Here is a 26,020-nt window from a genome sequence, read left to right as displayed (position 1 = left end):
ATATTATCGATGCCAAAAAAAATTCGTGTTCTGGTTATAGACGATTCCGCTCTTGTCCGGCAGATTCTCAGCCAGGGGCTGTCCCTGGACCCCAATATCGAAGTTGTCGGGACCGCCGGAGATCCCTACATCGCCCGGGACAAGATCGTAAAACTGCAGCCCGACGTCCTTACCCTGGATGTTGAAATGCCGCGCATGGACGGGGTCGACTTTCTGCGCCGATTGATGCCGCAATATCCGCTGCCGGTGGTCATGGTCTCCTCTCTGACCCAGAAAGGCAAGCAGATCACCCTCGATTCCCTGGAGGCCGGCGCCGTTGATTTCGTCTCCAAGCCGACCAGCGATATCGCCCGGGGACTCAGGGAAATGCTGGCAGAATTGTGCGCCAAGGTCAAGCTGGCGTCCACCGCCAATGTTTCTCATTGGAAAGCCGCGCGTCATGCTGTGCCCAGCCAGCTGAAGACCCTGGAAAAGCGTGCCCTGGCGGAATCGACGGATAAAGTCATCGCCATCGGCGCTTCCACCGGAGGAACCGAGGCGATTCGCAAGATCATCGCCCAGTTTCCGGCGACCATGCCGGGAGTCGTCATCGTGCAGCACATGCCGGCCGGTTTTACGCGGCTGTTCGCCGAGCGTCTCAATCAGCTGTGTGCCATGGAGATCAAGGAAGCCGTCAGCGGCGATCGTATCATGCCCGGCCGGGTGCTTATCGGTCCCGGGGGGTACCACATGAAGGTGGTGCGCTCCGGTGGTATGTATCAGGTGCGCTGCGAGCCGGGGCCTCCGGTCAAGGGACATTGTCCCTCTGTGGATGTGATGATGCATTCCGTCGCCCAGCATGTAGGAGGCAATGCCATCGGCGTGATGCTGACCGGCATGGGTTCCGACGGCGCCGAGGGAATGAAAGCCATGCGCGACGCGGGGGCGCGCAATCTGGCCCAGGACGAAGCCAGCTGCGTCGTGTTCGGCATGCCAAAGGTGGCTTATGAACTTGGTGGCGCCCACGCCCTGGTGCCGCTGGACTGCATGGCGGGAAGAATTGTCGATTTGCTTTCGGAGCGGCGCGTATGAGCGATATCATTCTGGGGATCGGGGGGCTGGGCGCTACCAGCCAGCCCGGTGCGGTGGTCAAGACCTATGCCCTGGGTTCCTGCGTGGCCGTGACCATGTACGATCCCAACCTTAAAATTGCGGGGATGGTGCATGTCGCGCTTCCCGAATCGAAGCTCAACCGCGCCAAGTCCGAGGAATGCCCGGGCTATTTTGCCGATCTTGGCGTCCCTTTGCTGTTCAGGGAGATGGCGCGCCTGGGCTGCCAGGCCAAAGGCCGCGGGCTGGTGGTGAAAATGCTGGGCGGGGCGTCGGTAATGGCCGGCAACGACACGTTCAACATCGGCAAGCGCAACATATTGGCGGTAAAGAAAATTTTGTGGACGCTTGGCATGGGGCCGGTTGCGGAAGATGTCGGGCAGAATTTCAGCCGTACCGTCACGTTGCATGTGGATACCGGGCTGGTGGCCGTGTCGTGTCCCGGCCGTGGCCAGTGGCAGATATGAAGGGGGGGGATGGAATCCATGATCAGCGCCGGGCATATCCGGGAAGCTATTGAAAAACTGCCGATGCTGTCGCCCAATGTCAGCCGCTTGCTGCAGCTTCTGGCAGGGGAAGATTATGAACTTGACGACGTCGTCAATATCGTCAAATATGATGCAGCCCTTACCGCCAGGGTTCTCAAGGTCGTCAATTCGCCGGTTTTCGGTCTGTTGTCTCCGGTGACATCCCTTGAGCGTGCCATCAGCTACCTCGGAAAATGGATTGTGGTGAGCACCGTTCTGGCGGACAGCACCGGCGATCTTTTCAGCCAACCGCTGGACGGGTATGATGGCCAGGAAAACGCTTTGTGGCGCCATGACCTGTTTGCGGCTTTTTCCAGCTGCGAAGTTGCCAGGTTCGCACGTCAGGGTTTTGAAACCGGGCTGGCGTTTACCGCCGGACTGTTGCACGACATCGGCAAATATGTTTTTTCGCCGTTCTGGAAAACCGCGGCTCCCCAGGCGCTGGAGCGAATCCAGCAGGGCAGCGTTGCCGATTACCTGGCGGCCGAACAGGCTCTGGCCGGGATGAATCATGCCCAGGTCGGATATGAAATGGCGCGGCACTGGAAGTTTCCCGAATCCCTGCAGCAGGCCATTTTGCACCATCATACGCCGCAACAGGCGCCGGAGGAATACCGTGCCCTGGCATTTGCCGCGCATCTGGGTGACATGTGCGCCATGATGGCCGGCTGCGATACCGGTAACGACGGCATGCAATATCAGCTGGATGCCGGTTACACGGAGTACTTCGAGATTACGTCTCAGTCCCTGGCGCAAATTCTGCTGGAGGCGGAAGTCCAGTTTAAAAAAGCAGTTTCGTCTCTTTCTTCTGAAGAGGAGGTTTATAAGTGAAACGCATCGTCATTGCCGACGACTCGGCCACGGCGCGCATGGTTATCCGGCGCTGTCTGGAGATCATCGGTCTGGGAGACGCCGGCATGGTGGAAGTTCCCAATGGCAGGGAGGCCCTTGCCAGACTCAAGGAAGAACCGGCCGATCTGCTGGTCACCGACCTCAACATGCCCATCATGGACGGTGAAACACTGCTCAAGTGGGTCAAGGGCAGCCCCAAGCTCAACCATGTGCCGGTGGTGGTGATCACCAGTGCGGGAAATCCTGCGAAGGAGGCGCTGCTGTCCGAGTTGGGGGCGTTCGCGGTCCTTGACAAGCCGATTTCACCGGCCACGCTCCTGAAGAAGCTCGAACCGCTGATGCAATGAACAGGGAGAAATCATGAACCGCAATTTTGATGAACTGGTTCGCCAATCCATTGCCGTGACGCTCGAGAATATGGCGTTCATGGAAGTTCTGCCGCAAACCGGCGATACCGCCGAAGAGACCGCGGAAAACAGCATGTCGGCGCGTCTGCTGGTTCTCGACCCGGTGCAGGCGGAGTTGGTGCTGACGGTGCCGGTTTCGCTGCTCGGGAACGTCATCGATGTGGTGCACGCCTTTCCGGACGACGAGGTGGTCGAGCAGATCCAGACCGATATGCTCGGAGAGCTTCTCAATACGGTTGCCGGACGTCTGCTTAACGACTTTTTACCCGGCGACCAGACCTATCGGCTCGGTTTGCCGGAGGTGTGCCGGGAACGGCCGGTTTTATGCGACGGTCCCAGAAAAACCTGGAAGTACGATGTGGAGGGAGATCCGCTGTCCCTGACCATTATCGGCTGCGGGTTGTTCCCGACGGATTCGGAAACTGCCTGAGGCCTCATAACGGGCCGGGCTTTACACCCTTTATGGAAGGATAAACGGCATCATGGGAAAAAAGGTTCTGATTGTTGATGACTCCAACACCATGCGGAAAATTGTCGCACGCTCCTTGCGCCAGGCCGGCTTCGAGTTTGAAAAATTGCTGGAAGCCGCTGACGGGCAGGCTGCCCTGGAAATTTTGGCGGGAGAAACCGTCGATATTGTGCTGAGCGACATCAACATGCCGGTTATGGATGGCATCGAATTCTTGCGCCAGAAAAACGCGGATGCCCAGATCAAGGCCATCCCCGTCGTGATGATAACTACCGAGGCGGGTACCGACGTGCTTAACGAAGCCTTGTCCCTCGGCGCCGTGGGCACGATCAAAAAGCCCTTCACACCGGAGCAGGTCCAAGAGGTGTTGGGCAATTTCCTGTGATAAGGAGAACATTCCGTGGATTTAGGTAAATGTATTTCGGATGCAACGCAGGAAATTTTTCAATCCATGCTGATGTGCGAGGCACATCCGTCCGCGCCTCTGGCGACGCGCTCCAACAAATTTACCGATTCGGTTTCCGGCCTGGTCGGACTGGCTGGCAACTATCGCGGCATGCTGGCTATCCATGTGCCCAATGACGTTGCCATGGCCATCACCAGCAAGTTTCTGTTCATGGATGTCGAGGAGATCAACGACGACGTCAAGGATGCCATCGGTGAACTCGCCAATATGCTCGCCGGCAGCGTCAAATCCATGCTCACCGAGACCGGCACCGGCCTCAAACTGGCCATTCCCTCGGCGATCTCCGGAGCCGAGTACGAGGTGGAGTGCCTTTCGGATGGCGATGGCGTGATTGTGCCTTTTTGCATCGAGGAAGGCGCGTTTCTGGTTGAATGCTATCTGCAGAACAGTTGATGGTGAAAACCGCGCGATCGGCTGCCGGGGGAGCGCCTCCCGGCGGCGGATCGTGCGGTTTTTTGATTTTCAACGGGTGATTATTTCCTGTGCCCCGGAGCCGGACCGCCTGATGGCGGCCGGCGGCGGCGATTGTTGACGGTTATGGGCGAAAACCAGCATATAACAGCCATACTTGATACGCTTGCGGAAAAACTGGCGGTCGGTCTGGGCGATCTTCTCGGTTGCGAAGTGGCCGTATCTCTGGCCGCCGAGCGCCGTGTGACCAAAGCCGGCTTTTTCGCATCTTTCCAAAAAAAGCTGGTGATGGCCGACTTTGACGTCAGTGGCAGCCGCGAAGGCAAGATGTACTGCTTCAATCAATTGAAGGACGCAGTGCTGCTTGGCGGCACTTTGATCATGCTGCCGCCTGCCGAGCTGGAAAAACAGGTACGCAAGGAAGCCTTCAATGAAGATGAGGCCGATGCCTATGGCGAGATCGTCAACATCATCTCGGGCGAGCTGATCCAGGCCTTTGACGAAGCCGCGCTGGACAAGCTGCATTTTAAAAAAAATACGATTGAAGTGGTGGTTCCCGGCAGGATCGAGGCCGAAAGCGACAAGCCTTTCGGGCCGGGGGACCTGTACCAGGTGTCTTTCGGCATGACCCTGGACGGGCAGCCACTGCAGTGCATGGAGATGCTTTTTCCCTCGGATCTGCTGGGGCTTGAACCGCTTGTGATCGAGCCCGCCGCGCCTCGGCAGGCGGCTGCCGTTGTCGAGGCCGTGCCGACGCAGGCCGCGGACAGGGCGGAAGATCCGCGAAATACGGTGCTGGTGGTGACGGGGCGCAAGGAGGGATCGCATGATCTCGCCGATGCCTGCATCGCCGAAGGTTTCGTGCCGCAGGTGGTCGGATATCAGGATGACTTCCAGCCTTTCGGACCGCAAGGCACCGCTCCGGTGAAAGCAGCGGTGTTCACCATGGACGACACCAAGGAGCAGGGTCTGGCGGCCATCATCAAGGCCAGGGCGGTTCTGGGAGAGAAGGTGCCGCTGATTGCCGCGGGCGGTCAGTGGACCCGCAGCCAGGTACTGCAGGCGGTAAAATACGGTGTGCGGGATATTGTGGTACTGCCCAGTTCCCCGGAGGACATCAGGGACAAGCTGAGACAGCACCTGGCCTAGTTTTCATCGGGTGACAGCTCTTTCCAGCCGCGGCGGCCTCAGCCCTCGCCGGTCTGGATGTTTTTGCGTTTCAGTTTTTCGATCAGGGTGGTGCGCTTGAGGTTGAGCAGTTTCGCGGCTTCGCGCTTGTTGCCGCCGGTGATATTGAGCGCCTGCAGAATCAGCTGATTCTCGAAACGGCTGACCAGCAGATTGAAGTCAACGCCGCCTTCTTCCAGACTGATGGTGTTTTCAGGCCCTTGCGAGGTTTGCTGCGCGGGAGCCGCTTCGTCGAGGCATTGGTACTTCTCCGGAAGATCCTCGCGGTTGACGGTCTGCCCGGCAAAAAAGATGGACATGCGCTGTACCAGGTTTTCCAGTTCGCGTACGTTGCCTGGCCACGGGTATAGTTTCAGCGCCTGCATGGCGTCTTCCTCAAACCCCTTGAAGGGGTTTTTTTTCTTGCGATTGTAGATGGCGACAAACCGGTCGATGAGCAGCGGGATGTCGTCCTTTCGTTTGCGCAAGGGCGGAATCGGCAGAGGAATGACATTGAGCCGGTAATACAAATCCTCGCGGAAACGTCCTTCGGCAACGGATTTTTCGAGGTCGCGGTGCGTCGCGGCCACCACCCGCACGTCGATGGAAACCGGCTTGACGCCGCCGACGGGTTCGAACTCCTTTTCCTGCAAGACCCGCAGCAGCTTGGCCTGCAGGCTGGCCTTCATGTCGCCGATTTCATCCAGAAACAGGGTCCCGCCATCGGCGTATTGCAGACGTCCCATCTTGGCCTGATTGGCGCCGGTGAAAGCCCCCTTGACGTAGCCGAACAATTCGCTTTCCAGAAGGTCCTCGGGAATGGCGGCGCAGTTCACCGGTACGAAATTCTTGCGACTGCGGGGCCCATGGGCATGGATGGCGCGGGCCACCAGTTCCTTGCCGGTGCCGCTCTCCCCGAGTACCAGCACCGAAGAATCCCCCTCCACAGCCAGCTTTTCAATACAATTGAAAAGCTGCCGCATTTTCGGGGACTGGCCGATAATCCCGTGAAAACCGTCGGATTTGCGGAATTTGCGACCGCGCACTTCGCCTTTGGTGAGCAAATCGTGATGCTGCAGGGCGCGGGAAGTGGCAATGATGGTTTCCTCGTGGTTGTAGGGGGTGTTGAGGCAGAAAAAGGCGCCGAGCTTCAACGCCTCCAGCCCCATGTTGCGCTGGTCGACCGGGGTGCCGACAATGGTCACGACCTGGGTGTTGAGTTGCGAAGCCTGCTTCAGAAGGTCCAGCCCCTGGTTGGTGGGCGCGAAAAGATCCGTGAGGATGACGGATATTTCGTCTTCCTGCATCAATGCCAGGGCTTCTTCGGGGGAATTCGCCTCGAGGACGGCGCAGTCGACGGTGCGCCGGATGGCGACGGCCAAATCGTTTCTCTCTTTGGCATTGTTGTGGACAAGGAGGACGCTGCGCAATGAATAGAACATGGGTATCCGTTCAGGTTGCCTCCGCTTGCTGCATGCCCCTGACTATGGCGGTGGCTCGTAACAAACAGGGTGTGACAAAAAATACGCCGGTATACTAGCAAAAAATCCGGCTATGTAACAGGAATTTTTGTTTTTTAAACCTCGTTTCAGGGTAAAAAGGGCATCGATCCGGGAAGCACAGCCGATCGTGACATAAAAAAAGTGTGGTTGGAACGCCGCTTTTTTCGGTGTTTGCCGTTGCACTAAACCAGGATATCGATTTGCGATCCCCGTCGCTCCGCCGGCCAGTCGGAGTCGCCAGGTTGTTTTTCGTAGGATTCGCGAATCCGCCGGCGCGCCGCCGGAGTTTCCGCTGGGCTTTCCGCAACCGCCCCCGCATCGGATACTTCGCTGGATGCGCAGGGAGCGGGCAGGGCGATGGCGTAGGCGTCGGCTGGCCGCCGGATACAGTTGCTGAAGCGGGCGGCGGCAGCAAGTCCTGATGCCGACAGGGTTATGCGGTCGACGGGAGTCACCGATTGCGTCGTTGCGGTGCCCGCCTGGCGTGGGCCGATCCGCCCCCGGATCATCGGTTCCAGAAGCGAAGCCTGCCAAGGAGCCCTGGCTTTCGGATGAATTTTGGTCATGGTGCAAAACCGATTATCGGGTTGATGTTTGCTGCATTGCCTGCTGCAAGCTTACCCCGGCTTGAGGGAAGATCAACGGCGTTTCATCGTGATTCCTTGCCGCAGCGAGGTGTGAAGCAGGGTCGGGGGAGCAGTTGTCCACAGTGTTTGTGGAGAACCCCGGGAATCGCCGGGGTGGAAGCCGTGTAAGTTATCGGAACAGCGATCAAGTTAGCGTATTGCCAGAATTCTGTGCAGTTTGTGCAAGTCGCGATGGCCGCCGCGGACACCCCGGCGCACTATGGTTGGTCGCCAAAAACCTGGGCCGAAAAGATGTAAATATCCGCATTTTCGGAATCCCAGGCATTGGCCGGCAGCCCCGCTTTGGTGCAGGTCTGCTGCAGGAAGGTGTCCCGATCCCAGCCGTATTCAACGGCAACCTGGGGCAGCAGCACCCCCCGGTGAAAGCCTTTTTCTATATACAGGCCATGGGTTCCAACCTGAATGGCCTGTATGTCGTCGATTTTCTGCAAAGGTGAAAGCACCGAGATCTCCACGTGGAACTTGTCAAGATCGGTTTCTTCCATGGGATAGAAGCGCGGATCCTTGGTGGCGGCGGCGCAGGCCATTTCCGCAACTTCGCGGTAGAGGGGCCATTGAGACTGGAAATTGCCGATGCAGCCGCGCAGGCGTCCATCCTTTTTGATGGATACGAAACAGCCGAGCCGTGCATTGAGGGCTTTTTCCTCTCTCGGTTCGACGCAGAGCTGGCCGGTGCGGACGCAGCACGCGATGGATTGTCTGGCAATGGCCAGCAGAATGGACTGATGTTGGGTCGACAGTGCCTGATGCATGAACCCTCCTGACAGCAGAGCTTTGTCCAGCATGGTGTGGATAGGGGCGTGAAATCCGATTTGATCCGAATATAGTCAGATTGCCCGGTTATGACAAGACAATCAGTTGGTGAAAAATGGAAAAAGCGGCCCGTTGATACAACGGGCCGCCGTTCAAAACGGGCTATTTGTTTTTATCGAACTTTTTGCGGGCATTGGCGTCGAGCAGTTTCTTGCGCAGCCGAATGGAGGTCGGGGTGACTTCGACCAGTTCGTCGTCGTTGATGTATTCGAGAGCCTGCTCCAGGCTCAGCAACCGCGGCGGCGTCAGGCGAATGGCATCATCGCTGCCCGATGCCCGGACGTTGGTAAGCTTTTTGCCTTTGCACGGATTGACCACCATGTCGCTCTGCTTGGCGTTTTCACCGATGATCATGCCTTCGTAGACCCTGACGCCGGGGTCGACGAACAGGGTGCCGCGATCCTGCAGGGTGAAGAGGGCGTAGCCCGCCGTTTCGCCATCTTCCATAGCTACCAGCACGCCGTTGCTGCGGCCGGGAATGGGGCCTTTGTAGGGTGCGTACTCATTGAAGGTGTGGTTCATGACGCCGGTGCCGCGGGTGTCGGTCAGAAACTCGGTACGGAAACCAATCAGGCCGCGGGCCGGTATGCTGAACTCCAGCCGGTTGATGCCATCCATGGGGTGCATGGAGATCATTTCCGCCTTGCGTTTGCCGAGTTTTTCAATGACCGTGCCCTGATGCTCCTCGGGAACATCGATGATCAGATGTTCCATGGGCTCGCAGCGCTGACCGTCGATATCCCTGAAAATGACTTCCGGTTTGGAGACGGAGAGCTCGAACCCTTCCCGGCGCATGTTTTCGATGAGGATGGAAAGATGCAGTTCGCCGCGCCCCGAAACCCGAAAGGTATCGGTGTTGTCCGTTTCTTCGACGCGCAGGGAGACGTTGGTGCGTAACTCGCGCATCAGGCGGTCGCGCAGATTGCGCGAGGTGACGAATTTTCCTTCCCGGCCGGCGAAGGGCGAGGTGTTGATGGAAAAGTTCATGGACAGGGTCGGCTCGTCGATGGCGATGGAAGGCAGCGCCTGGGGGCAGCTTTCATCGGCGAAGGTTTCCCCGATGCCGACCTCTTCGAATCCGGCGATGCTGACAATGTCGCCGGCCGGGGCCTGTTCCAGTTCGATCTGGGTAACCCCCTGGTAGCCGATCAATTTGCTGATGCGCCCCTTTCCGACACTGCCGTCCCGCTTGATCAGGGCGATGGTCTGGCCGGTGCGAACCTTGCCGTTGGCAATCTTGCCGGTGGCGATGCGACCCAGGTAGTCGTTGTAGCCGATGCTTGTAACCAGCATCTGGAAGGGGGCATCCGGGTTCCCGGCGGGGGGGCTGACTTTCTCGCGGATCAGGTCGAACAGCGGTTCGAGGTTGTCCGATTCCTGGTCAAGGTCGCGCTTGGCGATGCCGGCCTTGGCGTTGGTGTAGATGATGGGGAAATCGAGCTGTTCCTCGCAGGCGTTGAGTTCGCAGAACAGATCGAAAACCATGTCCACCACCTGGGCCGGCCGGCAACCGGGGCGGTCGATCTTGTTGATGACGACGATCGGCTTCAGTCCCAGATCGAGGGATTTTTTCAGCACGAAGCGGGTCTGGGGCATGGGGCCGTCGAAAGCGTCCACCAGCAGCAGCACGCAATCGACCATCTTCAGTACCCGCTCCACCTCTCCGCCGAAATCGGCATGGCCGGGAGTGTCGACGACATTGATCTTGAGGCCGTTGTGATGGATGGAAAGGTTTTTTGAAAGGATGGTGATGCCCCGCTCTTTTTCCAGGTCGTTATTGTCCATGACCCGTTCGGCAACCACCTGGTTGTCTCGGAAGACGCCGGATTGTCTCAGCATGGCGTCCACCAGAGTTGTCTTGCCGTGGTCGACGTGGGCGATAATGGCGATGTTACGAATGTTTTGCAGCATAAAACGTCTATGGTCTCCTTGCCCGGGTTGTTGTATTGAAAAATCTCACCATGCTATAACAACACAGATTTTTATGCCAGATAAAAATTCGAGCACAAATCTTCCGGCCGCTGACAACCGCACCTGTGCCGGCGAAGCATATCAGCCGGGGGCGAACGATTGGCGCAATTGCCCGGGATAACCCTCTTGCCGCGGCGGCAGCGGCGTTTTATGATAAAAAATATTTGATGTCGTCTGTTTGTCTCACGAATTTCCGAGAAGGGAGTCGCTATTATGCGTATCACATCTGTTCGGTTGGTGTCTGTTGCGGCATTGGCATGGCTGTGTACGGCGGGCTGTGCCGTCAATCCGGTTACGGGCCGGCAGGAGCTGGCGCTATTTTCCGTGTCGCCCTCCCAGGAAATTCAGCTGGGCAAGGAGGCTTTTCCGAAAGCCGTGCAGCAGATGGGCGGCGAGTATGCCGATAAGCAGCTTGCCGGTTATGTCAACAGCGTCGGTTTGCGTGTGGCCAGGGTCTCCGAAAGGCCGGAGATGCCTTACGAGTTCTGCGTGCTTAACGATTCCACCCCCAATGCCTTCGCCCTGCCGGGTGGCTATATCGCCATTACCCGGGGGTTGCTGGCCAGTCTCGAAAATGAAGCCCAGCTGGCAGCCGTTCTCGGTCATGAGGTGGGGCACGTCACCGCTCGCGATTCGGTGCAGGGCATGCAGCGCGGTACCCTGCTGAACGTCGGACTGGCGGTGCTCTCGGCGGCGACCGGTTCCAGCGCCTATGGCACCGCCGCCACCCAGGCAGGGCAGCTCGCCGCCGGCTTGCTGGACAACCGGTTCAGCCGGGACCAGGAACGCCAGGCCGACCGCCTGGGGGTCGATTACATGGTGCGCGCCGGTTACAACCCCCGCGGCAGCATCCAGCTGCAGGAATTTTTTTACCGCACCGTGGAGGGCGGGGCCGAGCCGATGTGGCTGACGGGACTGTTCCGTACCCATCCTTTCTCCAAGGAACGCATGCAGGATCTGCAAGCCTATGTTGCCCATCGCTACCCGGCCCAGACGGCTGATTCCCGTTTTGTGCTTAACGCGCAGCCTTTTCAGCGTGCCATTGCCGGCTTGAAGACAACCGCGAAGGGGTACGAGCTGTATGACAAGGCCCGCGAGCAGGAAGCGCAGGGGGACGTGTCCGGTGCCATCGCGACATATCTGCAGGCTGCCGCCGCGGCCCCGGATCAGTCCCTGATTCTGACCGGGCTGGGCCTGGCCTATCTGCGTGCCCAAGATGTCCGCGCCGCCCGTCCGCACTTTGCCAGAGCGGTGCAACTGGATGACAATTATTATCTGTCGCGTCTGGGGCTGGGCATGGTTCATCTGGAACTGAACGAGATTCCCGCGGCGGTCGGCCATCTGCAGAAGAGCATGGATCTTCTGCCGACCGATCGCGGCGGTTACCTGCTGGCCACCGGTTACGAAAAACAGGGTCGTACCGCGCAGGCGCTGGAACTGTACGAGCAAATCGCAAAGGCTTATCCGCAAAGCAGCGTGGGACAGGCCGCCGCCAGAAAGGTGACTGAAATGCGGGGCAAATGATGCGGGAGTGCATTTTGCCGGAGGCCGGTGAACGGCTTATCTGGCAATCCTGCCCGGCGCCGAGGGCCTTTGTTTTCCGTCGCTGGCGATGGACTGTGGCTTGTCTGCCGATCTGGGTATGGGCCAGTCTCTGGTGGGTACAGGGGCCGTATCGGGGTGCTGTCGCGGCTTCCGGTCCGGCAACCCTTTACGGGCTGCTCTGGCTGTTGGCCGGATACGGGACCGTCGGCCATCTTCTGCTGGCCCGCTGGCGCTGGCGGCATCAGCGCTATTGGCTGACCGATCGCAGGCTTGTGGCCCGTCGGGGGCCCAGGCCGGGGCAGGTGCGGGAAATGCCGTTGGCGGATGTGGAAATCCGGGCCGTGGTTCCCCTTGGCGGACACATTGCCAGCGTGCGATTGCGCTCACGCATCAGCGGTGCCGCGTTGACGCTGCAATGTCTGGAAGGAGCCGATGTGCTGGTGCGCTTGCTGGGTGCCGGCAATGGGAATGGCGGGAAACCGGTTGACACTCCGCGGGACCCTTGATTAACATGCCCAATCAACTTTAATGACCCCTGCGTCTGGTGGATGTGAAAACGGACTCGGGCAGAAAGATCCGCGGGAAACCATGGTTTCCCGCGGATCTTTCTGCCCCTTTTTGCCCATTGGGTTTCGATGGGTCGTATCAGGATCGGTAATTTCACGTATGAAAACATTCTACCTGGAGACCTTCGGGTGCCAGATGAACGTGGTCGACTCCGAGCAGATCGTTGGCATTGCGCGGCAGCTCGACTATGTTCTGGTCGACAGCCCGGACCGGGCAGATCTCATTGTTCTCAACACCTGTACCATTCGCGCCCGCGCGGAGCGCAAGGTTTACGGACACCTCGGCCGCTTCAAACCTCTCAAGCAGCAGCGCCCTTCGCTAATCGTGGCCGTGTGCGGTTGTGTCGCTCAGCAGGAAGGCCGGCGCATGCTGGAAAAGACACCGCATCTCGACATCGTCTGCGGCACCCACAACCTGCACCTGTTTGCCGATATGTTGCGCCGGGTGCAGACGCGGCGTGAACGCTGCGCCGAGGTATCTTTTCTGGATGCCGGACAGCGGCGCCGGCTGTTTCCCGAGCGTTTGCCGAGTGACGAGGTTACGCGGTTCGTTACCGTGATCCAGGGCTGTGATAATTTCTGCACCTATTGTATCGTGCCGCACGTGCGCGGGCGGGAAGTGAGTCGACCCAGCGCCGAAGTGCTTGAAGAAGTGCGTGCCCTGATGCGCCAGGGGGTGCGGGAAATCACCCTTGTCGGGCAGAACGTCAATTCCTACGGGTGCAAGGAGGGAGATGAAATCAGCTTTGCCGCGCTGTTGAGACAGATCAATGCGGTAGAGGGGCTGGAGCGGATTCGCTTCATGACGTCTCATCCCAAGGACCTGTCGGATGAACTGGTCGCCTGTTTCGGTGAGCTGGAAAAGCTGTGCAAGCACATTCACCTGCCGGTGCAGGCCGGCGCCAATTCCGTGTTGCGGGCCATGCGGCGCGGTTACAGTCGCGAACAGTATCTCGACCGCATCGCGCGCCTGCGGCAGGTGTGTCCCGAGATTCGCGTGACCTCCGACGTGATCGTAGGTTTTCCCGGCGAAACCGGGGCCGATTTTGAACAAACCATGGATCTGCTGCGTCAGGTGCGATATGCCGAGATCTACACGTTCCTTTATTCCGCCCGGCCTGGAACCGCGGCGGCCGAGTTGCCGGACGACACCCCCGCAACCCTCAAACAGGAGCGTTTTGACCGCATGCTGGCGTTGCAGGAAGAGATTACCGGAAACTATCATGAATCGGATGTCGGCAGGGTGCTGCCGGTACTGGTTGAAGGCAGCAGCCGGCAGGGCAGCGGTCAGTTGTTCGGGCGCACCACCTGGAATCGCATCGTCAATTTCGATGGTGACGCGGCTTTGATCGGTCACGTTGTTCCGGTGCGCCTGGTCCGCGCTTTTCGCAATTCCCATTTGGGCGAACTGGCCTGAACGGCGGCCGCCGTTTTCGTGAGGAGATGTCATGATCGATCTGCATACCCATACTGTTTTCAGCGACGGCGAACTGATCCCGGCGGAGCTGACGCGTCGCGCCGCGGTTGCCGGTTATCGTGCCATCGGCATCACCGATCACGGCGACCCGAGCAATATCGACCTGATCATACCGCGCATTGCCCGGGTTGCCGCGGTGCTGGGCGATGCCTGGGGATTGACGGTGCTGCCGGGCATCGAGCTGACCCACGTGCCTCCGGCGATGATCGCCGAAGTGGCGCGCGAGGCGCGCAAGCTCGGCGCCAGACTGGTGGTGTGCCACGGGGAGACGATTGTCGAGCCGGTTGCGCCGGGGACCAACCGCGCTGCCCTCGAAGCCGACATCGATGTCCTGGCCCATCCCGGTCTGCTCAGCGAAGAGGAGGCGACACTCGCCGCGCGACGCGGCATCTGTCTGGAGATCACCACCCGCAAGGGCCATTCCCTGACCAACGGCCATGTGGCCCGGCTGGCTCTCGCGGCCGGGGCGGTTCTGATCGTCAACACCGACAGCCATGCGCCGGGTGATCTGACACCGCTGGCGCAGGCGCGTCGCATCGCTCTGGGGGCCGGCCTCAGCGAAACCCAGTTTCAGCAGACGCGGCAGAATTCGGAAGACCTGGTGCGTAAACTCGGGGGATTCTGACAAACCATTTGCGAAGATTGAACCTTCCTTTGATATCAAGGTGAAAGACTATGAATGATCGTGCAGTGAATTTTTTGAAGGAGCTGGTCGAAACCCCGAGTCCTTCGGGGTTCGAACAGCCGGTGCAGCGTGTCATGCGCCGCGAGCTGGAGCCCGTGGCCGACGAGGTGCGTACCGATGTGATGGGTAACGTCATCGCGCGCATCGGCGCGGCATCCGATGGGGCGCTGCGGGTGATGCTGGCCGGGCATTGCGATGAAATCGGTTTCATGGTGCGCTATATCGACGACAAGGGATTTATCTATTTTGCCCCCATCGGCGGCGTCGATGCTCATCTGGTGCCGGGGCAGCGGGTGCATGTGCATACCGCCGCCGGCCCGGTGCTCGGCGTCGTGGGTAAAAAGCCCATTCACCTGATGGAGGCCAAGGATCGCGAAACGGTGGTTAAGTTGACCAGCCAGTTCATCGATCTGGGCTGCGTGGACGCCGAGGCCGCCCGCAACCTGGTGGCGGTGGGGGATCCGGTCACTTTCGCCGTCGGTTTCGAGCCACTGCAGGGCGCGTTGGCAGCCTCCCGGGGATTCGACGACAAGATGGGGGCGTTCATCGTCGCCGAGGTGTTGCGCGCCGTGCGTCGGCGCGGTGTGCCACCGGTCGAGGTTTTCGGCGTCTCCACGGTGCAGGAGGAAGTCGGCCTGCGGGGCGCGACCACCAGCACCTTTGGCATCGATCCTCACATCGGCATTGCCGTCGATGTCGGTTTCGCCAGCGATGTGCCGGGGGTTGAAATGAAAGAGATCGGTGAGTTCAAGGTCGGCGGCGGTCCCATCATCTCCCGCGGCGCCAATATCCATCCGGCTTTGTTCGAACTGCTGGTGCGTACTGCCCGTGAAGAGGATATCCCCTGTCAGATCATGGGCGCGCCGCGCGGTACCGGTACCGACGCTAACGCCATGCAGTTGTCCCGCGCGGGGGTGGCCGCGGCCCTGGTGCAGGTGCCCCTGCGCTACATGCATTCGCCGGTAGAGGTGCTGTCCCTGGATGACATCGATGCCACCATTCGGCTGTTGACCGGGGTGCTGTTCCGGTTGGACAACAGGTTTCCCATCATTCCGGATTGACCGTGGCCGATTTCTACTTGGGGATCGGTTTTCGGAGCACGGAGAAGGCACGGGGATGTTCCGGTTTTGCTGCCTGGAGAATCCCTGTGCCCTTTGTTGTTGTGCCGCGCGGCGAACCGTGAAGCCGGCCTCGCGGTGTCCCCTTGAAAAATCGGGCAGGCGACGGGAGCCTTGTGCCTCTGTTATGTACGGCGGAAAAAAATTGACAAATGATGGTGGTCCGCGATAGGGTGCTCGATTAATATTTTACCTTCACTCAAGGAGATGGCGATGCAGGCTCCCGGCAATATTATCGAAGGCCTAACTTTTGACGACGTTCTGCTTATTCCCGCACACTCAACGGTTCTCCCCAAGGAAGTCGAGCTGACCACGCAACTGACCCGCGATATCCAGCTCAATATCCCGCTGCTGTCCGCCGCCATGGATACCGTTACCGAGTCCCGCGCCGCCATCGGCATGGCACGGGAAGGGGGCATGGGGATCCTTCACAAGAATATGACACCGCAGGATCAGGCCCTGGAGGTTGATCAGGTCAAGAAGTCCGAGAGCGGCATGATCGTCGATCCCATTACCATGCGCCCGGAGCAGAAAATCTACGAGGCTCTGGAAGTGATGGAAAAATACCGCATCTCCGGTGTGCCGATCACCACCAACGGTCGTCTGGTCGGTATTCTGACCAATCGCGATCTGCGTTTTGAAACCCAGTTGGACCAGCCTATCTCCAATGTCATGACCAAGGATGACCTGGTCACCGTTCCGCCCGGAACCACCCTCGAAGAGGCCAAGTATCATCTGCACAAGCATCGCATCGAAAAACTGCTGGTGGTCGACGATGATTACCAGCTCAAGGGCCTGATTACCATCAAGGATATCGAGAAGGTCCGCAAGTATCCTTTCGCCTGCAAGGACGATATCGGTCGCCTGCGCGTCGGCGCGGCGGTTGGCGTCGGAGCTGATCGCGAGGAACGGCTTGAGGCGCTGGTGCGGGCCGGTGTCGATGTTGTGGTGCTCGATACCGCTCACGGCCACTCCCAGACGGTTCTGGACGCGCTGGCCGATACCCGACGCGCCTATCCCGAGCTGCAGCTTATCGCCGGCAACATCGCCACGGCCGAGGCCGCCGAAGCGCTGATCCGGGCCGGCGCCGATGCCGTCAAGGTCGGCATCGGACCGGGTTCCATCTGCACCACGAGGGTGGTTGCCGGGGTTGGCGTGCCGCAGATCTCCGCCATCATGGATGTGGCCAAGGTGACCCGCAAGGCGGGCATTCCGCTGATCGCCGACGGCGGAATCAAATATTCCGGCGAGGTGCCCAAGGCCATTGCCGCCGGTGCCGATGTCATCATGATCGGTTCGCTGTTTGCCGGAACCGAGGAGTCCCCCGGCGAGACCATCCTCTACCAGGGGCGTACCTATAAATCCTATCGCGGTATGGGCAGCCTCGGCGCCATGAAGCAGGGCAGCAAGGACCGTTATTTCCAGAGTGACGTCGAGTCGGAGGTCAAGCTGGTCCCGGAAGGGATCGAGGGGCGCGTGCCGTTTCGCGGCAGCCTGTCGGAGAACATCCATCAGCTGCTCGGAGGCCTGCGTGCCGGCATGGGGTATACCGGCTGCCGCACCCTCGGGGAACTGCAGACCAGGGCCCGGTTCATTCGAATCACCAACGCCGGTTTGCGCGAATCCCACGTCCACGATGTCGCCATAACCCATGAAGCGCCCAACTATCGCGTCGAACGCAGTTTCTGAACACGGGCGACGATAACAGGCAAAATCCTGAGTTGTTAACAGGGATGGAAGGGGACCTGGACTCTCGGTCATGGTCATTATCCCCGTTTATGCAGGGTTTTGATATGTCGCAAATCGGAAAATAAAATCAAAAGTTCAACGGAGTGCCCATGTCCCAGGATATCCATGGTGAAAAGATACTTATACTCGACTTTGGCTCCCAGTATACCCAGCTGATTGCCCGGCGGGTGCGCGAGGCCCATGTCTATTGCGAGTTGCATCCCTTTGACATGGATCTGCAGGCGATCCGCGCGTTCGAGCCCAGCGGCATTATTCTTTCGGGTGGTCCCAAGTCGGTGTACGAGGAGGGCGCGCCGGTGGTGGAAGAGGCCCTGTTCGAACTGGGTGTTCCGGTTCTGGGAATCTGTTACGGCATGCAGCTGATGTCCCGCCATTTCGGTGGTCGGGTGGTGCCGGCCGGCAAACGCGAATACGGGCATGCCAACCTGATGCCCTGCGGCACGCCCGGTCCGCTGTTCAACGATTTTTTCGTCGAGGGCAAAAGCCCGGTATGGATGAGCCACGGCGACCATGTCGAGGCCGTGCCCGCGGGATTCGAAGTGGTTGGGTACAGTGACAACGCGCCGGTGTGCGCCATCCAGAATGTGGAGCGTAACCTGTACGGCGTACAGTTCCACCCCGAAGTCAATCACACGCCGCGCGGCGAGCAACTGCTCGATACTTTTGTGCGCCAGGTCTGCGGCTGTACCGGTCAATGGACCCCCGGCCACATCATCGAGGACGCGGTGAACCGCATTCGCGAGCAGGTTGGCCGGGAGCGGGTGATCCTCGGCCTGTCCGGTGGCGTCGATTCCTCTGTCGCCGCGGCGCTGATTCAGCGCGCCATCGGTGACCAGCTGGTCTGCGTTTTCGTCGATAACGGGCTGCTGCGCCTGGACGAGGGGGATCAGGTGATGCGCACCTTCGCTCAGAACATGGGCGTCAACGTAATCCGTGTCAATGCGCAAGACCGTTTCATGACCGCCCTGGAAGGGGTTGAGGATCCGGAGCGCAAGCGCAAGATCATCGGCAATCTGTTCGTGGAGATCTTCGAGGAAGAGTCCGTCAGAATCGAGGATGCCACCTGGCTGGCCCAGGGTACCATCTATCCCGACGTCATCGAGTCGGCCGGTGCCAAGACCGGCAAGGCCCACAACATCAAGAGCCACCACAATGTCGGCGGGCTGCCCGAGCATATGAAGCTCAAACTGCTGGAGCCGCTGCGCGAACTTTTCAAGGACGAAGTGCGTGCCATCGGAGAAGAGCTCGGCCTGCCTCACCAGATGGTTTACCGTCACCCTTTCCCCGGACCGGGGCTGGGGGTGCGCATACTCGGCGAGGTCAAAAAGGAATACGCCGATATCCTGCGCCGCGCCGATGCCATCTATATCGAAGAGTTGTACCGCACCGGGCATTACGACAAGATCAGCCAGGCGTTCGCCGTGTTTCTGCCGGTCAGGAGCGTCGGCGTCATGGGCGACGGACGCACCTACGAATATGTCATCGCCCTGCGCGCCGTGGAGACCCGGGATTTCATGACCGCCGGCTGGTATCCGCTGCCCTATGCGGAGATGGCTCACATCAGCGGCCGCATCATCAACGAGGTCAAGGGCGTCAACCGGGTGGTCTACGATATTTCCAGCAAGCCTCCCGCGACCATCGAGTGGGAATAGGGCGGTGACGGCCGCGAAAGCCGACGGCCGCGGTCGCCCGCCGCGCAAGTACAGTCAGGCGGCGCGTCTGCACGATCTGGTCCGCATGCTTGAAGCCCGTCACGGCAGTACTGTGGAAGAACTGGCGGAGGAGTGCGGCGTCAACCGCCGCACCGTTTATCGCGACCTGCAAGCCATTCAGGAAGCCGGCTATCCCCTGGTCAAGGAGTTCTCGGGGGATGGCCGGATTCTTTACCGGTTTGTTTCCGGTTTCTCCAGGATCCCGCCCATCACCTTTTCCCTCTCCGAGCTGATGACCCTCTATCTGTGTCGCTCCCAGCTCGGCCTGCTGGAGGGAACACCCTTCATTGACGATCTGGACGCCGTGTTCGGTCGCATTCGCGCCAGTTTGCCGCCGCGCAGCGTGGCGCATCTTGAACGCCTCTCCCAGACGGTCACACCAATGTTCCAGGGACGCCGCGACTACAGCGGAAAACGGGACATTCTGGAAGCGCTGCGCCGTGCTCTGCTGTATCAGTATCGATGCTCCCTCCGTTACGCTCCGGCCCGCCGGCCGGCGGCCGATTATCTGTGTGATCCGTATACCCTGCTGTTTTTCAAAGACGCCCTGTACCTGGTCGGTTACGTGCACAACCGCAAGGCGATGCGCCGTTTTCTGGTCGATCGTATCGAAACGGTGCAGGTCCTGGAAGGCCGTTTTGAGATGCCGGAGAAATTCGATCTCGATGCCGTCGACCGGCAGGCCTTCGGCATGGTCGGTGACAAGCCGCAGTTGATACGGATACGGTTTTTTCCTGAAGTGGCGCATCTCATCCGTGAACGCCGCTGGCACCCTACGCAGAACCTCGATGAACAACCTGACGGATCCCTGATCCTGTCCCTGCGGGCTGGCGGGCATAAAGAGATTCTTGCCTGGCTGTATTCCTTTTTGCCCCATCTCGAAGTTCTGGCGCCGGACGCTCTGCGGCAGGACTTTATTGCCGGCTTACAGAAGCCTCTGGACAGAATGGCGCAGTTGTGACTTATTCTGTCACAGCGAAGGCTTATCCTTTTGCTGCAGGATAAACATTCCACAGGAAAGGATAATGTCATGCTGATGCTTACCGTCGGGGAAAAAACGGGGGAAACGGTTTATCTCGATATTCATCATGCCGAGTGGCGGCAAGCTTCCGGAGCTGCCCATTGGGCCGTTTCCGCATTGCTGGGGGACGGCTGTTACGAGGGAGAGGTATTGATCGAGGCCGGAGAGCGGGTCGAAGTCACTTTCGCCGATGAATGGCTCGGGCGGCCCCAGATCGGCGAACTGTTCGACAGGTTCGGGCGCGAAACCCTGCTGCAGGCCATTCGCGACGCGCTCTGCAAAAACGGATCGGCTGGCACCAGTCCGGGTCACCGTCTTCCGGCGGCCTTGTTTTCCTGATGGCTGCGGCCGTTCGGTTAGCGCAGGAAGATCCCTGTCCATACAGGCTGCGGCGTTTTGCACTTCCCTGGATCGGACGGCCGAGGCTGTTGTCGTTGCATTTAACGACCGACTGAAGTAAAAAGAAGAGCATATTTTACTTCAGGAGCGTTTTTATGAAGATCCTGGTTCTCGCTTCCACCAGCCCTTACCGGATGCAGCTGATGCGGCAGCTGGGTCTGCCGTTTCATGTCGCTGCGCCCCAGTATCAGGAACGGATATCCCAGGACATCGCGCCGGAGTTGCTGGTCAAGCATCAGGCTGCCGGCAAGGCCCGAAGTCTGGCGGAAAAATACCCCGATGCGCTGATTGTCGGATCCGATCAGGTGTTTGTGGACGCGACCGGAAGAATCGTCGGCAAACCGGCCGGTTTCGAAGCCGCGGTGCGGCAGTTGCGCGGCATGGTCGGCAAAACCCACACCTTTTATACCGGATTGTCGGTCTATGACAGCAACCGGGATGAGGCCGTGACCGATTTTACGACATTCCGGGTGACCCTGCGGCCTCTTTCGGAAGATCAGATCCGGACATATCTGCTGCGGGAAAACCCCCTGGACTGCGCCGGCGCCTTCAAGATCGAAGGGTTGGGCATCGCTCTTATGCAGCGCCTTGACGGGGAGGATTATACGGCCCTTATCGGCTTGCCTTTGATCAAGCTGGTGGATTTCCTGGCGCATTTCGGGGTCAGGGTGCTCGGGGACGAGACGCATTCTTGACCCGTCGCGGATGCGGTGATACAGTGGCGCCGCTTCGTTCCCGCAAACCTGTCGCTGCTCCCATTGAACATCAACACGAGAATAACGTGACCGCTCCCAGGCAAGGGCCTGCTTGTCCGAACACAGGCCGAACATCGGTGCCGACGGCGGTTGCGACGGTTGGATAGTGCATGCATAAATCCTCGTTTGTCCATCTCCACGTTCACACTCAGTACAGTCTTCTCGACGGCGCCATCCGCATCGGCGATCTGGCCAAACGGGCCGAAGCCTGCGGCATGCCGGCCATCGCCATCACCGACCATGGCAACATGTTCGGGGCCGTCGAATTTTACAGCAAACTCAAAGGCAGCCCTGTCAAGCCCATTATTGGTTGCGAAGTCTATGTCGCGCCCGGCTCCCGTTTCGAAAAGAGCAACCTGCGCGGCGGCGACAAGGCCTACCATCTGGTGTTGCTGGCGCAGGATCTCGAAGGCTACCGGAATTTGTGCCGCATGGTTTCCTGCGGATACCGGGAAGGATTTTACTACAAGCCACGCATCGACTGGGAGTTGCTGCGCAGGCACAACAAGGGGCTGATCGCGCTGACGGCATGCCTCGGCGGTGAACTGCCGACCCTGATCGCGCAGGGCAAAACCGAACAGGCGCTGGCCCGGGCTCGCGATATGGCGACGGTGTTCGATAATAAACGCCTGTATCTGGAGCTGCAGGAAAACTTCATCGCCGAGCAGAAGCCGGTCAACGAAGGCCTGATCGCCATCGGCAAGGAGCTGGGATTGCCGCTGGTCGCCACCAACGACTGCCACTATCTCACACGCGAGTCCGCCGCCGCGCACGAGGTGCTGTTGTGCGTTCAGACCGGCAAGACCATGGACGATCCCGACCGCTTCCGCTTTGCCAACGACGAATTCTACCTGAAGACCCCCGAGGAGATGACGGAGCTTTTTCAATACGCCCCGGAAGCGCTCGCCAACACCCTGGAGATTGCCGATCGCTGCAATCTTGAGCTTGACTTCAATACCTATCATTTCCCCCAGTACGAGAAGCCGGAAGAAAAATCCCTCGACCAGGTTCTGGAAGAGAATTCCTGGAAGGGGCTGGAGGAACGCCTGACGGAGATCCGCCGGCTGCGTCCCGATTTTTCCGCCGAACACGAGCAGGTCTATCGTGACCGGCTGGTGCGGGAACTCGAATGCATCAACAGCATGGGTTTCCCGGGCTATTTTCTGATCGTGGCCGATTTCATCAACTGGGCCAAGGACAACGGCATCCCGGTCGGCCCCGGTCGTGGCAGCGCTGCGGGTTCGCTTGTGGCTTACGCCATCCGCATTACCGATATTGATCCCATCCCCTACAATCTGCTGTTCGAGCGTTTCCTCAATCCCGAGCGTGTATCGATGCCTGATATCGATGTCGATTTCTGCATTTATGGGCGAGAGGACGTTATCGACTATGTGCGCCACAAGTACGGGGAGGAAAATGTCGCCCAGATCATCACTTTTGGCACCATGATGGCCAAGGGGGTGATCCGCGACGTCGGCCGCGCCCTCAGCATGTCCTACGGCGACGTGGACAAGATTGCCAAGCTGGTGCCCGCGGTTCTCAATATCACCCTGAAGGAGGCCCTCGAACAGGAACCGCGTCTGCAGGAACTCTACGACAAGGATCCCCAGGTCAAACAGCTGCTCGATATCGCTCTCACCCTTGAGGGACTCACCCGGCATGCTTCGACCCATGCCGCCGGCGTGGTGGTTACCCCCAATCCACTGTCGGAATACCTGCCGTTGTACACCGATCCCAAATCGGGGGCTCAGGTTACCCAGTTTCCGATGAAGTACGTCGAGAAGATCGGCCTGGTGAAGTTTGATTTTCTCGGGCTGAAAACCCTGACGGTGATCGCCAACGCCGTGCGCCTGATTCGCGAAGGCAAAAATCCTTCCTTCGATCTCAAGCTGGTGCGGGATGATGATGCCGAGACCTACCGGCTGCTGTCCGCCGGCGAGACCACGGGGGTGTTTCAGCTGGAGTCCTCCGGCATGAAAGAACTGCTGGTCAAGCTCAAACCGAGCTGCTTCGAGGACATCATCGCGGTCTGCGCCCTCTATCGGCCAGGCCCTCTGGGCTCGGGCATGGTGGATGACTTTATCCTGCGCAAGCACGGCAAGAAGGAAATCACCTACGATTTTCCGCAGCTTGAACCGATTCTGAAGGATACCTACGGGGTCATCGTCTATCAGGAACAGGTCATGCTCATTGCCCAGGTGCTGGCCCGCTATTCCCTGGGCGGCGCCGATTTGCTGCGGCGCGCCATGGGCAAGAAAAAGCCCGAAGAGATGGCCAAGCAGAAGGAAATCTTCATGGCGGGGGCCGCCGGCAATCAGCTCGACGTCAAAAAAGCCGAGGCGGTTTTCGATCTGATGGAAAAATTCGCCGCCTACGGATTCAACAAATCCCATTCGGCGGCCTATGCGCTGGTTGCCTACCACACCGCTTACCTGAAGACCCACTATCCGGTGGAGTTCATGGCCGCGCTGTTGACCGAGGACATGGAGAACACCGATAAGGTCATCAAGAACATCAACGAAGTGCGCTCCATGGGGATCGAGGTGCTGCCGCCGGACATCAACGCTTCGAGCAGTTCCTTTACGGTGCATGACAATGCCATCCGTTTTGGTCTCGGGGCGGTCAAAGGGGTCGGTGCGGCCGCCATCGAGGCAATTCTCGAAGCCCGTCAGGAGCAGCCTTTCGCCTCTCTGCACGATTTGTGCGAGCGGGTCGATCTGCGCAAGGTCAACAAAAAAGTCATCGAGGCCCTCATCAAGTGCGGTGCCTTCGACACCCTTGGCGGATACCGCGCCCAGTTTCTGACCGTGCTGGAAGAAGCCATGGAAGTCGGCCAGAAAATGCAGCGCGAAAAGCAGGAGGGGCAGGCGTCTCTGTTCGGAACCGAAGAAATTGTTTCACCGCGCGGCACCAGTTACGGTGTGCTCCCCGCGATGGAAGAATGGCCGGATAAAATCAAGCTCGGGTTTGAAAAGGAATCCCTCGGATTTTATATTACCGGCCATCCCCTGGGACGCTACCAGGAGGTCATCCGGCGTTTCGCCAACTGTACCACCGCCGAACTTGCGGAGCGGGCGGATAAGGAGGAAGTGCGCCTGTGCGGCATGGTCAGTGGCATGCGCGACCTGATGACCAAAAAGGGCGAGCGCATGGCCTTCGTCACCCTGGAGGACTTAAGCGGTTTCGTGGAAATGGTGGTGTTCCCCGACGTTTATCGAGAAGCGGCCGAAGTGCTGCATGCCGATCAGCCGCTGCTGATCAGCGGCACGGTGGAGGTGTCGGAAGATACCCGCAAGCTCATGCCCCGGGAAATCCTGCCCTTGCAGGAGGTCAGCCGCAAGGAGACCCGAAGGGTTCATTTCCGGTTTCAGGTGCCCGGGCTTGTCGACGATCTGCTGCACCGTCTCAAGGAAATCATTCTTCGCCATCGGGGCGGCTGCCCGGTGCTGATGCATCTGGTGATTCCCAACCGCAGTGAAACGGTTCTGCGCCTGCCGGAAAGCCTTAAAATTGCCCCCTCGGACGAAATGATGGAAGACATCGAACGCCTGTTTGGGTACAATGTGGTCACTTTTGAATAAAAGTTCTTTTGTCCGCTCATGGCGTGCTTCTTGCTGTAGCTCTTGTTGTGATATCACGGCGGAAATGGATTTCAGGAGACTTTCATGCAATTTTACCTGGATTTTGAAAAACCCCTGGTCGAACTGGAACATAAGCTTAACGAGTTGCGCGGCTATTCCACCGATGAGGTCGATTTTTCAGGCGAAATCCAAAAACTGGAGAAGAAGGCCAAAAAATTGCGGCAGGAAATCTTTTCCAATCTTACCCGCTGGCAGTTGACGCAACTGGCACGCCACGTCAACCGTCCTTTTACCCTCGATTTTGTCAAGCACATCTTCACGGACTGGTTCGAGGTCCATGGCGATCGTAATTTCCGCGAGGACCCGGCGCTGGTATGCGGTTTTGCCCGGTTCGACGGCGAGCCCTGTGCGGTTATTGGACATCAGAAGGGTCGGGACACCAAGGAAAAAGTCTACCGCAATTTCGGCATGCCCAATCCCGAGGGGTATCGCAAGGCTCTGAGGGTCATGCAGATGGCCGAGCAGTTCGGCCTGCCGATCTTCACCTTTGTCGACACGCCGGGGGCTTTTCCCGGAATCGGGGCCGAGGAGCGGGGCCAGGCCGAAGCCATCGCCCGCAATCTTCGGGAAATGGCGGCTCTCAAGGTGCCCGTTATCGTTACTGTTACCGGAGAAGGCGGTTCAGGAGGGGCGTTGGCTGTCGCTGTCGGCAATCGGGTGCTGATGATGGAAAATGCCGTCTATTCGGTCATCTCTCCCGAAGGCTGCGCGGCCATTCTGTGGAAGGATGGGAGCAAGGGGGCCGAAGCCGCCGAAGCGCTCAAGCTTACGGCGCACGATATCGAAAAACTGGGTTGTGTCATCGACGAGGTGATTCCCGAACCTCTGGGAGGCGCCCATGCGGATCACGCGGCTGCCGCTGCGATGGTGCATGCATGTCTGCGCAAACATTTCGATGCCCTGAAAGGCCTCTCGTCCGAAGAATTGCGGGAACAGCGTTACCGAAAGCTGCGCGCCATGACCATCGTTGAGGAATAGAGCGCCCATTCCGAATGCCTCGCTTCCGACACGGTCTTGCCGTGACTTCAGAT

24 protein-coding genes are annotated in these 26,020 nt (G+C 59.1%); 20 read left to right on the top strand and 4 right to left on the bottom strand.

Going from position 1 to position 26,020, the window contains the following annotated elements; genetic code table 11:
• The first annotated feature begins 9 nt into the window (after positions 1 to 9).
• The 8 genes from A6070_RS09350 to A6070_RS09315 all read left to right on the top strand — a co-directional run bounded on the left by A6070_RS09350 (position 10) and on the right by A6070_RS09315 (position 5,370).
• A complete protein-coding gene (locus tag A6070_RS09350; protein WP_072285509.1) occupies positions 10 to 1,071 on the top strand; it encodes a protein-glutamate methylesterase/protein-glutamine glutaminase in 1,062 nt (353 codons plus the stop codon).
• Entirely contained in the window at positions 1,068 to 1,556 is a 489-nt protein-coding gene (locus tag A6070_RS09345; RefSeq protein ID WP_072285508.1) for a chemotaxis protein CheD, read from the top strand. Before A6070_RS09350 ends, A6070_RS09345 begins: the two co-directional genes overlap by 4 nt.
• 9 nt (positions 1,557 to 1,565) lie before the next feature.
• Positions 1,566 to 2,447, top strand: a complete 882-nt coding sequence (locus tag A6070_RS09340; protein ID WP_072285507.1) for an HDOD domain-containing protein — start codon at positions 1,566 to 1,568, stop codon at positions 2,445 to 2,447.
• The gene (locus A6070_RS09335; RefSeq protein ID WP_072285506.1) at positions 2,444 to 2,815 is read left to right on the top strand and encodes a response regulator; all 372 of its coding nucleotides are present in this window, start codon (positions 2,444 to 2,446) and stop codon (positions 2,813 to 2,815) included. The genes A6070_RS09340 and A6070_RS09335 overlap by 4 nt, the downstream gene beginning before the upstream one ends.
• A gap of 13 nt (positions 2,816 to 2,828) precedes the next feature.
• Positions 2,829 to 3,305 (top strand): hypothetical protein, encoded by a 477-nt coding sequence (locus tag A6070_RS09330; RefSeq protein WP_072285505.1) that lies wholly within the window; start codon positions 2,829 to 2,831, stop codon positions 3,303 to 3,305.
• Positions 3,306 to 3,357: 52 nt separating this feature from the next.
• Positions 3,358 to 3,729, top strand: a complete 372-nt coding sequence (locus A6070_RS09325; protein ID WP_072285504.1) for a response regulator — start codon at positions 3,358 to 3,360, stop codon at positions 3,727 to 3,729.
• Positions 3,730 to 3,744: 15 nt separating this feature from the next.
• Positions 3,745 to 4,203: a chemotaxis protein CheX gene (locus A6070_RS09320; RefSeq protein WP_072285503.1), complete on the top strand. Its 459-nt coding sequence runs from the start codon at positions 3,745 to 3,747 to the stop codon at positions 4,201 to 4,203.
• Between the two features lie 144 nt (positions 4,204 to 4,347).
• Positions 4,348 to 5,370, top strand: a complete 1,023-nt coding sequence (locus A6070_RS09315) for a hypothetical protein (RefSeq protein WP_072285502.1) — start codon at positions 4,348 to 4,350, stop codon at positions 5,368 to 5,370.
• 38 nt (positions 5,371 to 5,408) lie between these two features.
• Here the strand turns inward: A6070_RS09315 and A6070_RS09310 are convergent, their stop codons facing one another.
• The 4 genes from A6070_RS09310 to typA all read right to left on the bottom strand — a co-directional run bounded on the left by A6070_RS09310 (position 5,409) and on the right by typA (position 10,261).
• On the bottom strand, positions 5,409 to 6,830 hold the full coding sequence (locus A6070_RS09310) for a sigma-54-dependent transcriptional regulator (RefSeq protein ID WP_072285501.1): 1,422 nt from the start codon (positions 6,828 to 6,830) through the stop codon (positions 5,409 to 5,411).
• A 242-nt stretch (positions 6,831 to 7,072) separates the two neighbouring features.
• The gene (locus tag A6070_RS09305; protein ID WP_072285500.1) at positions 7,073 to 7,456 is read right to left on the bottom strand and encodes a hypothetical protein; all 384 of its coding nucleotides are present in this window, start codon (positions 7,454 to 7,456) and stop codon (positions 7,073 to 7,075) included.
• Between the two features lie 278 nt (positions 7,457 to 7,734).
• Positions 7,735 to 8,289, bottom strand: coding sequence for an AmmeMemoRadiSam system protein A (gene amrA / locus A6070_RS09300; RefSeq protein ID WP_072285499.1), 555 nt, complete (start codon positions 8,287 to 8,289; stop codon positions 7,735 to 7,737).
• 163 nt (positions 8,290 to 8,452) lie between these two features.
• Positions 8,453 to 10,261 (bottom strand): translational GTPase TypA, encoded by a 1,809-nt coding sequence (gene typA, locus A6070_RS09295; protein ID WP_072285498.1) that lies wholly within the window; start codon positions 10,259 to 10,261, stop codon positions 8,453 to 8,455.
• Positions 10,262 to 10,534: 273 nt separating this feature from the next.
• On the opposite strand from typA, the gene A6070_RS09290 reads away from it, so the two are divergent.
• From A6070_RS09290 to A6070_RS09235, 12 genes are all read left to right on the top strand, one after another.
• Positions 10,535 to 11,845 carry a M48 family metalloprotease gene (locus A6070_RS09290; protein WP_072285497.1) on the top strand — a complete coding sequence of 437 codons (1,311 nt, stop codon included), beginning with the start codon at positions 10,535 to 10,537 and terminating at the stop codon, positions 11,843 to 11,845.
• Between the two features lie 14 nt (positions 11,846 to 11,859).
• Positions 11,860 to 12,372, top strand: coding sequence for a hypothetical protein (locus A6070_RS09285; RefSeq protein WP_145926324.1), 513 nt, complete (start codon positions 11,860 to 11,862; stop codon positions 12,370 to 12,372).
• Positions 12,373 to 12,523: 151 nt separating this feature from the next.
• On the top strand, positions 12,524 to 13,849 hold the full coding sequence (miaB, locus tag A6070_RS09280) for a tRNA (N6-isopentenyl adenosine(37)-C2)-methylthiotransferase MiaB (protein WP_072287948.1): 1,326 nt from the start codon (positions 12,524 to 12,526) through the stop codon (positions 13,847 to 13,849).
• A 31-nt stretch (positions 13,850 to 13,880) separates the two neighbouring features.
• A complete protein-coding gene (locus A6070_RS09275) occupies positions 13,881 to 14,534 on the top strand; it encodes a histidinol phosphate phosphatase domain-containing protein (RefSeq protein ID WP_072285495.1) in 654 nt (217 codons plus the stop codon).
• 50 nt (positions 14,535 to 14,584) lie between these two features.
• Positions 14,585 to 15,655: a M42 family metallopeptidase gene (locus A6070_RS09270; protein WP_072285494.1), complete on the top strand. Its 1,071-nt coding sequence runs from the start codon at positions 14,585 to 14,587 to the stop codon at positions 15,653 to 15,655.
• Positions 15,656 to 15,925: 270 nt separating this feature from the next.
• Entirely contained in the window at positions 15,926 to 17,401 is a 1,476-nt protein-coding gene (guaB, locus tag A6070_RS09265) for an IMP dehydrogenase (protein ID WP_072285493.1), read from the top strand.
• Between the two features lie 149 nt (positions 17,402 to 17,550).
• Complete coding sequence (gene guaA, locus A6070_RS09260; RefSeq protein ID WP_072285492.1) at positions 17,551 to 19,113, top strand: glutamine-hydrolyzing GMP synthase; 1,563 nt, start codon at positions 17,551 to 17,553, stop codon at positions 19,111 to 19,113.
• A 4-nt stretch (positions 19,114 to 19,117) separates the two neighbouring features.
• The gene (locus A6070_RS09255; RefSeq protein WP_072285491.1) at positions 19,118 to 20,134 is read left to right on the top strand and encodes a helix-turn-helix transcriptional regulator; all 1,017 of its coding nucleotides are present in this window, start codon (positions 19,118 to 19,120) and stop codon (positions 20,132 to 20,134) included.
• Between the two features lie 69 nt (positions 20,135 to 20,203).
• The gene (locus tag A6070_RS09250; RefSeq protein WP_072285490.1) at positions 20,204 to 20,533 is read left to right on the top strand and encodes a hypothetical protein; all 330 of its coding nucleotides are present in this window, start codon (positions 20,204 to 20,206) and stop codon (positions 20,531 to 20,533) included.
• Between the two features lie 155 nt (positions 20,534 to 20,688).
• Positions 20,689 to 21,288: a Maf family protein gene (locus A6070_RS09245; protein WP_072285489.1), complete on the top strand. Its 600-nt coding sequence runs from the start codon at positions 20,689 to 20,691 to the stop codon at positions 21,286 to 21,288.
• 170 nt (positions 21,289 to 21,458) lie between these two features.
• A complete protein-coding gene (gene dnaE / locus A6070_RS09240; RefSeq protein ID WP_072285488.1) occupies positions 21,459 to 24,929 on the top strand; it encodes a DNA polymerase III subunit alpha in 3,471 nt (1,156 codons plus the stop codon).
• A gap of 84 nt (positions 24,930 to 25,013) precedes the next feature.
• Positions 25,014 to 25,967: an acetyl-CoA carboxylase carboxyltransferase subunit alpha gene (locus A6070_RS09235; protein ID WP_072285487.1), complete on the top strand. Its 954-nt coding sequence runs from the start codon at positions 25,014 to 25,016 to the stop codon at positions 25,965 to 25,967.
• Positions 25,968 to 26,020: the final 53 nt, after the last annotated feature.

Source organism: Syntrophotalea acetylenica (genome assembly GCF_001888165.1).
Lineage (GTDB): Bacteria > Desulfobacterota > Desulfuromonadia > Desulfuromonadales > Syntrophotaleaceae > Syntrophotalea > Syntrophotalea acetylenica.
The sequence above is the reverse complement of the archived record's forward strand: the minus strand, read 5'-3'. Positions and strand labels throughout refer to the sequence as shown.